The sequence below is a fragment of the Acidiphilium sp. JA12-A1 genome (genome assembly GCF_000724705.2).
In the GTDB taxonomy this organism is placed as follows: domain Bacteria; phylum Pseudomonadota; class Alphaproteobacteria; order Acetobacterales; family Acetobacteraceae; genus Acidiphilium; species Acidiphilium multivorum.
Genome location: NZ_JFHO01000131.1, coordinates 1 through 7,243, shown reverse-complemented (window position 1 = coordinate 7,243; position 7,243 = coordinate 1). Strand labels below are relative to the sequence as shown.

General features: G+C 62.2%; 7 protein-coding genes and 2 pseudogenes. 8 read left to right on the top strand and 1 reads right to left on the bottom strand.

From position 1 onward, the window contains the following. The first annotated feature begins 110 nt into the window (after positions 1-110). From RT91_RS18215 to RT91_RS20905, 8 genes and pseudogenes are all read left to right on the top strand, one after another. On the top strand, positions 111-605 hold the full coding sequence (locus RT91_RS18215) for a transposase (protein WP_205408987.1): 495 nt from the start codon (positions 111-113) through the stop codon (positions 603-605). A gap of 238 nt (positions 606-843) precedes the next feature. Next, positions 844-1,413, top strand: a pseudogene (locus RT91_RS18210) (Mu transposase domain-containing protein); the annotation flags it as partial. Then, entirely contained in the window at positions 1,410-2,237 is an 828-nt protein-coding gene (istB, locus tag RT91_RS18205) for an IS21-like element helper ATPase IstB (protein ID WP_035189022.1), read from the top strand. The pseudogene RT91_RS18210 and the gene istB, both read left to right, overlap by 4 nt. A gap of 908 nt (positions 2,238-3,145) precedes the next feature. Further along, complete coding sequence (locus tag RT91_RS18195) at positions 3,146-4,075, top strand: LysR family transcriptional regulator (protein WP_082468655.1); 930 nt, start codon at positions 3,146-3,148, stop codon at positions 4,073-4,075. A 391-nt stretch (positions 4,076-4,466) separates the two neighbouring features. Then, positions 4,467-4,676: a hypothetical protein gene (locus RT91_RS18190; RefSeq protein ID WP_035189028.1), complete on the top strand. Its 210-nt coding sequence runs from the start codon at positions 4,467-4,469 to the stop codon at positions 4,674-4,676. Positions 4,677-4,699: 23 nt separating this feature from the next. After that, complete coding sequence (locus tag RT91_RS20910) at positions 4,700-5,788, top strand: Fic family protein (RefSeq protein WP_082468654.1); 1,089 nt, start codon at positions 4,700-4,702, stop codon at positions 5,786-5,788. Between the two features lie 14 nt (positions 5,789-5,802). Further along, positions 5,803-5,991, top strand: a complete 189-nt coding sequence (locus RT91_RS18175; RefSeq protein WP_035189020.1) for a hypothetical protein — start codon at positions 5,803-5,805, stop codon at positions 5,989-5,991. After that, positions 5,981-6,931, top strand: a complete 951-nt coding sequence (locus RT91_RS20905) for an ArdC family protein (protein ID WP_240314351.1) — start codon at positions 5,981-5,983, stop codon at positions 6,929-6,931. The genes RT91_RS18175 and RT91_RS20905 overlap by 11 nt, the downstream gene beginning before the upstream one ends. Here the strand turns inward: RT91_RS20905 and RT91_RS22660 are convergent. Continuing rightward, a pseudogene (locus RT91_RS22660) lies at positions 6,861-7,199 on the bottom strand (tyrosine-type recombinase/integrase); the annotation flags it as partial. The gene RT91_RS20905 and the pseudogene RT91_RS22660 overlap by 71 nt on opposite strands. Between the last annotated feature and the right edge of the window lie 44 nt (positions 7,200-7,243).

Genomic DNA, 7,243 nt, shown 5'->3' with positions numbered 1-7,243 from the left:
CAGCGTTCAGGCGCATGAATTTCTGTGCGATGCCGTTATTCTGAGCGACGACGCCGGACAATTCAATATACGGCCGGCACGCGTTGTGCTGGGTCCACGCGGAACGGCTGGTGCATAAACTGGACACGTTCAACGACCAGCATCGCGCCGCTCAAACGCGGGTTCGTGGCCTGATCTGGGATTTTTACGCGGACCTCAAAGCGTACCAGCAAAAACCGGGCAAGCGGCAGGCTCGGGCGTTACGGACCCGCTTCGACCGTATCTTCCTCTGCCGCACCGGCTTCGTGACGCTGGACCGTCTGCTGGCGCGGCTGCACGCCAACAAGGCCGAACTACTGATGGTGCTGGAACGGCCGGAAATCCCGCTCCACACCAATGGTTCGGAAAACGACATCCGCGGTCACGTCACGCGGCGGAAGATCAGCGCCGGAACCCGGAGTGAGACCGGCCGGGATTGCCGCGACGCGTTCCTGAGCCTCGCCAAGACCTGTGACAAACTTGGCATCGCGATCTGGGATTATCTGGGTAGCAGGTTCAAGGTGGTGGGGGCCGCGATCATCGCGCCGCTCGACTTCTACGTCAGAGCCCGCCTCCGCCCCACCTAACCAGTATCCGCGACAATTTCTTCGTTCCCGCCACCTGCTCGATCGTTGGCCTGCTGACCAAGTCGAACTCGGGTTACCCACCCTTTTGCCCCTCTTACTGGGATCCTCCCGAACCCATTGAATTGACAATCTAATCATGCGCTCTGATGGGGTCCCGATTGGACGCTGATCGGCGCCGACCGGGACCCTAGGGCGAACGAAATTCCTACCGATATATCAAACGGTTGGTGCGGTTCTGCGGTGGGGTCCCACTTCGGCGCCGATTCACATCCGCTACCGGATGAACGACGACTCGGTGCCGGCGAGCTATGCCTTCCGGGACGTATTGGTCAAAGGTGTCGTCGATCGGGTGCTGGTCGTGGCCGGGGCTGAGGTCATCGCTCGCCACGAGCGGGTGTATGGCCGCGGCGAGTTCATCTTCGATCCGCTGCATTATCTGGCGCTGATCGAGCAGAAGCCTGGGGCGCTGGATCAGGCGGCACCCTTGCAGAACTGGGCTCTGCCGGAAGGGTTCCAGAGGATCCTGCGACTCCTGGAGGCGCGGATGGGGAACCGCAGGAAGCGGGAGTTCATCCAGATCCTGCGGCTGATGGAGGTGTTTCCGGAGACGGTGGTCTCGGCCGCGGTGAATGATGCGATGCGGCTTGGCGCGATCGGTTTTGACGCGGTCAAGCAGCTGGTTCTGGCACGGGTCGAGCAACGGCCGGGACAGCTGGACCTGACGCGCTATCCCTATCTGCCGGCGGCGCATGTGCGGATGACCTCTGCCGCGGATTATGGCGTCCTGCTGAGCCGAGACGCGGCATGAGCGGCGCGATCGAGACGCCGCAGGTGCTGCTGGCGCATCATCTGAAGGCGTTGAAGCTGCCGACCTTCCTGCGCGAATATGCCAAGGTCGGCGCCGAGTGCGCGAAGGATCGCGCGGATCATCCGAAATTCCTGCTGCGGCTGGCGGAGCTGGAACTGCTCGATCGCGAACGCCGGCTGGTGGAGCGGCGGATCCGTGCGGCGCACTTCCCGGCGGTCAAAAGCCTCGATACCTTCGACTTCACCGCGATCCCGTCGCTGAACAAGATGCTGGTGCTCGATCTGGCGCGCTGCGACAACATCAATGCCCACGACAACATCATCGCTCTCGGGAATTCCGGCACCGGCAAGACGCATGTCGCTCTGGCTCTTGGTCTGGCGGCCTGCCAGCGCGGACTGTCCGTGGGGTTCATGACGGCGGCCGGCCTGGTGCACCAGCTGATGGAGGCACGGGACGAGCGCCGTTTGCTGAGACTACAGGCGCAGCTTGCCAGTCTCAAACTCCTGATCATCGATGAACTGGGTTACGTGCCGTTGTCGCAGACCGGTGCAGAATTGCTGTTCGAGGTATTCAGCCAGCGGCACGAGCGCGGCTCGACCATCGTCACCTCGAACCTGCCCTTCGAGGATTGGACGAGCGTCTTTGGCGCCGAACGGCTGACCGGCGCGCTACTCGACCGTCTCACGCACCACGTCCAGATCCTGGAGATGAACGGCGAAAGCTACCGCCTGAAGCAATCCCGCGCCCGGCGCCGGAAGGGTATCGAAAAGGCCGGGGACGACCTGCCTCATGATCCAGAGACCGGCGAAATCAACGACAGCTGATACCCACCGCCAAGCAGGCTGCGGATATGAGAACGGCCCCTGCAGTGGCCGTTCTCATATCCGTCACGTCACAATCCAGTGGCCGGTTTTTACGCCGCCACGCCGGCCTGGTTTTGATCCGCCGTTGACACTACAAGTGGCCGGCTTTTGCCCCGCCACGCAGCAGCATTATGCCGCCGCTACATGGCCTACTTTTCCACCGCCGCGTACAGTGATTGCAATTTCTCTCTCGACCGCGGCGCAGTGAAATCGATAAAGACGCGGACCTTCGCAAGCGCCAAGCGACTTTCGGAACCAAGAAGATGCACCGGGAGCGGAGGCGTTTCTGCGTCCTCGAGGATGATTTGAAGCCTGCCGTCATGCATCTCCTCGTCGATCTGGCAGGAGCAGTTCCGCCTCGGTCGGCGACGTCTTCGGGGTCGACCTGCGCCTGCCGTCTGGGCGGCCGTCCTCGCCGCCCGATAAGGCGACAACATCGCAGCCTCGCGCCACAACCTTTGGCTCGTCAGGCTCTTCGCACCAGAGCCGTTCTAACGACCGGGGTGGGCTCGCGCCTCAGTTTCGACTCGGCGCGGAGCTTGGGGAGATCCCGGAGTCGAGCAACCCGGTCGGTGTGCCGCGTTTCAGATCCTCGCAGAAATCCGCGAGCGCGATCGGGTCGCGCCCCCCGGGCGTGGCATCGAACCCGGCGGTTCGAGTCCAGTAGAGCCGGGAATAATGATTCGTGGACCGGAAGACGCCGAGGATAAAAGCCAGCAGGCCGCTTGCTCTGGAAGACACGGACATAGGTTTTCCTTTCATTCCATTCCGTTCGCCGCGTGATCGGCGGCGATGCCGGAGACATGGCGTGATTCCGGAAATCAGAAAAACGAATTTTATCTATTCTTAAAATCACCTATTCTGATGCCATGCGCACACCTCCCGCCGTCGACCCCGATTTGCTCAGAGCTTTCGTTACTGTGGCCGAGGAACTCAACTTCACCCGGGCAGCGGAGAGGATCGGGCGCACGCAGTCGGCGGTTTCGATGCAGATTCGCAAGTTGGAGGACATGCTTGGCCAGCGACTGCTGGATCGCGGCCGGGGCGAAGGAGTGCGATTGACGGCGCGTGGGGAGTATTTGCTCTCACGCTCCTACGACCTGCTCTCGATCAACAACGAGATCTGGTTACGCTTCCAGGAACCCGAGATCGCCGGAGAAATCCGCCTGGGCACGCCAGATGACCACGCACTCGAGGTCTTGCCCGAAATTCTCAGACGGTTTTCCGAAGCCCATCCGGCGGTGCAGATTTCGGTGACGTGTGCATCTTCACGCAATCTGGTGCCGATGGTGCTGTCCGGCGAACTGGATCTGGCGCTGCTGTCCGAGGGGGCGGAACCCGAGAACGCGGCGGTCACTCTGGTCTGGCGCGGCCGGCTGGTTTGGGCAACGTCGATACAGCACGAGCCGCATCTGCGGGATCCACTGCCGATCGCGGTGTCGAATGGTAAATGTGTTTGGCGCGAAATGGCCGTGCGGTCTCTCGAGTCCGTGGGCCGACGCTATCGGATCGCCTACAGTTCGGAATCGCATGTCGGCAATCTCGTGCCGGTGATTGCCGGGCTGGCGGTGACGTTGACCGTACCCGGGTTCCTGCCCGGAGGGGTAAGGTTACTGGCGCCAGGAGAATTCGGCCTGCCGGAATTGCCGGAATACGGCATCGTGCTGTTCAAGGGCGAAGGTGGCAAGCGACGCGCGGTCGAGGCGCTGGAAGGCGCGATCATCGAAGCGTTCCAGGAGAGGGCGAAGATCCGGGGCGTGATGACGGGTTCAAACCAGGGCATCTGGATGGCGACCTAATCTCGACGAAGGACACAGGCAGATTTCTTTCGGTCACTGTTGTGAATCGGCGTCGAAGTGGGACCCCACCCTGGGATCCTCCCGAACCCATTGAATTGACAATCTAATCATGCGCTCTGATGGGGTCCCGATTGGACGCTGATCGGCGCCGACCGGGACCTTAGGGCGAACGAAATTCCTACCGATATATCAAACGGTTGGTGCGGTTCTGCGGTGGGGTCCCACTTCGGCGCCGATTCACAGATAGGCCCGCAGCGTCGCAAACCAGCACAGTCAGGGGGCGATTTGCGGGACGGATTGCAAAGCGAATCCCCAGATTATGCCTGCGTTTTCTTGTAAAAATGCAGATTTCTCGCTATGTTGTGAGACGTTGGAAAGGAGCGAGGCGCTGATGGATCAGGTTGTTGCAAAGCCTTTGATCTCCGATGCTGAGGTTGAGCGGCGCCGCAGGGCGGTTGAGCGGGCACGGGCGGCGAACATTCGGCAGGGGTATGTTCATGACCCCGTGCTGGAAGCGATCAATGACCGCTTTGTTCGCGGGGAACTTGACCTCTCTGGTTTTCGCCAGGCGATCGGGGAGATCGTCGGCACCGGGCGCTAAGGCGTCCGGTGTGAGGCGTCAGGATGGCGGATGATACGCCCCCTCACGGATATACCTACCCGAACACGTCTGACGACCCTGACCAACAAGATGTTCTCCGCAATCGGTTCGGCTATCGAACACACTCACAGCTTCGCATTGATGAATACCGCATCACCAGCGAGCGTCTGGTTGAAATCGAACTTGGGCATGGCCCAGCGGGCCGCTTTGACGCTGACCACCTGAAAGACATCCATCGCTTTCTATTTTCGGCGGTTTACGAGTGGGCCGGGCATACGCGCGATGAACGGCCAATCGTGGATGGTCAGCCAGTGGAGCCAGTCGGCGGGCTGCATAAGGGCGGCACGAGCTTCCTGCACGGTTCACGGATCGGCATGGGGCTTGAGGAAGCGTTGCGGCCTATCCGTGAGCCTGAGAGCCTAAAAAACACAACATACGCGGAATTTGCTGGGGTGGGCGGCCGGGTTCTATCGGAACTCAACTATGTTCATCCCTTCCGCGAGGGGAACGGCCGAACCCAGGAAGCCGTTATCGCCGAACTCGGCCGGCATGTGGGGCATGACGTGGATTTTTCCGTCATCTCCAAACCACGCATGATCGCTGCCTCGATTGCAGCTGTGAATGACCCAGACCACCCGGCGATGCGCGAGCTTGTCGAGGATGCCGTTGATCCTGCCCGTGCCCGCGCACTCAGGGAGGCGTTTTCGAGCCTGCGCCAGCATGGCGAAAATCCATACGAGCATGATGTGAGGACAGCGCGGCCGGGTGAGATGGTTTCCGGCACTGTGTTGGGCAAAGGTGACGATACGGCAAGTCTGGTCACGCAGCACGGCATTGTCGCGGTGCCGATCGCGGAGCTCTCCCCGGCGCAGCTTGCTCGTGAGGACGACGTCACCGTCACTGTCCGCTCCGGGTTTGCCGCGCGCGCTGATGCGCGGCGCACTAGCCGGGCGGCCGAGACCGACCCGAGCGACCAGGCACGGGCTTATTGGCAGCGCGCGGCCGAGAGCGGTGCCGCGATCCGGCAAGCCGAGCGCCAGGCGCGCGCCGGGGAAGGGCAGGGGGCCGGCGAAGAGGTGGCCTCTCGCCCAGGACGATACAGAGCACGTTGAGAAGGAGGAGAGCGATGGAGCCGAAGAAACCAATCATCTCGCGCGATCTGGCCGATCTGATGCGGCCAGGCGTCATGGTGGAGATCGACCCGGCTGAGGTCGAACAGCTGGGACTGGTTGAGGAAACCGCACTTGATGAGGCGGATGCCTGGGACTCCAATGCGGACGTAGAGAACACCAACGAGGCCACCAATGGCCGGTGATTATGCCCAGACGGTTGCCGCCTCGATCGTCAAGCAGTTGGAGGATGGCACCGCGCCCTGGGTGAAACCGTGGGAGCCCAGCGGTCTCCGGTTCATTCCCTATAACGCGACCACCGGCAAGGATTACCAGGGCGGCAACGCAATCTGGTTGATGACGGTGGCTGAGGCGAAGGGCTATAGCGATCCGCGTTGGACTACCTACAAGCAGGCCCAGAGCCTCGATGCCCAGGTGATGAAGGGCGAAAAGGGCACCCTGATCCAATATTTCAAGAAGTTTGACCGGGTGCCGGTGAAGGACGAGCAGGGCCGGCCGGTGAAGGATGCCGAAGGCAATCAGCTTTACCGCAGCGTCGAGCTGGAACGGCCACGGGTGTTTTCGGCGGTGGTGTTCAATGCCGAGCAGATCGCCGGCATGCCGAAGATCGAGGCCCGGCCCGCCCTGGCGGAATGGGAACGGCACGCGGCGGCCGAGCAGATCATGACCAATTCCGGGGTGCCGATCATCTACCGGCCCGGCGACCGGGCCTTTTACACCCTGGCGCAAGACCGGGTCACGATGCCCGAGCGCGAGCAATTCAAGACGGCGGATCGGTTTTACAGCACGGCGCTGCATGAACTGGGGCATAATGCCGCGATCCGGATTATGCCGCATGGCCTCCGCTGGAGGCCGGATAGCCCGGCATTGGCCATGCGGCTGTTCGGCATAATCAGAGCCCTTCCAGGAACGCGAGGAGTTGATCGTCGGGCCGGAACCGGCCCGACGGCGTGGCTGGAGCGGCGACGCGAGCGAGCGCCTTTTCCTTCATCCGCATGTCGGCATGGATGTAGATTTGGGTGGTCTCGACGTTCTCGTGACCAAGCCAGAGCGCGATCACCGCAGGATCAACGCCGTGGTGGAGCAGGTCCATCGCCGTGCTGTGGCGCAGCGTATGTGGCGTGACCTGTTTCGTGCCGATGCTCGGGCACGCGCGCGACGCCGTGAGGCAGTGCTTGCGGACCAGATGCTCAAGAGCGTCACGGCTCAGCCGTTCGCCCCGGATCGACGGGAACAGCGGCTTGCCCTCATCTTTGTCGTTGCCGATCCACGTCGCCAGCAGCTTGGCTGTCTCGCGGCGAAGCGGGGTGGCGCGCTCCTTCCGGCCCTTGCCCATGCAACGGATGTGCGCGCCGGTCCCCAGCACGACATCGCCCCGCGTGAGGCCGACCAGTTCGGAAGCCCGCAGGCCTGTCTGGACCGCAAGCAGGAGCAGAG

What these genes read in the sequence shown, in the direction of transcription:
- istB (WP_035189022.1), top strand. Translation starts at nt 1,410, where the DNA reads ATGAGCGGCGCGATCGAGACGCCGCAGGTGCTGCTGGCGCATCATCTG.
- RT91_RS18195 (WP_082468655.1), top strand. Translation starts at nt 3,146, where the DNA reads ATGCGCACACCTCCCGCCGTCGACCCCGATTTGCTCAGAGCTTTCGTT.
- RT91_RS18190 (WP_035189028.1), top strand. Translation starts at nt 4,467, where the DNA reads ATGGATCAGGTTGTTGCAAAGCCTTTGATCTCCGATGCTGAGGTTGAG.
- RT91_RS20910 (WP_082468654.1), top strand. Translation starts at nt 4,700, where the DNA reads ATGGCGGATGATACGCCCCCTCACGGATATACCTACCCGAACACGTCT.
- RT91_RS18175 (WP_035189020.1), top strand. Translation starts at nt 5,803, where the DNA reads ATGGAGCCGAAGAAACCAATCATCTCGCGCGATCTGGCCGATCTGATG.
- RT91_RS20905 (WP_240314351.1), top strand. Translation starts at nt 5,981, where the DNA reads ATGGCCGGTGATTATGCCCAGACGGTTGCCGCCTCGATCGTCAAGCAG.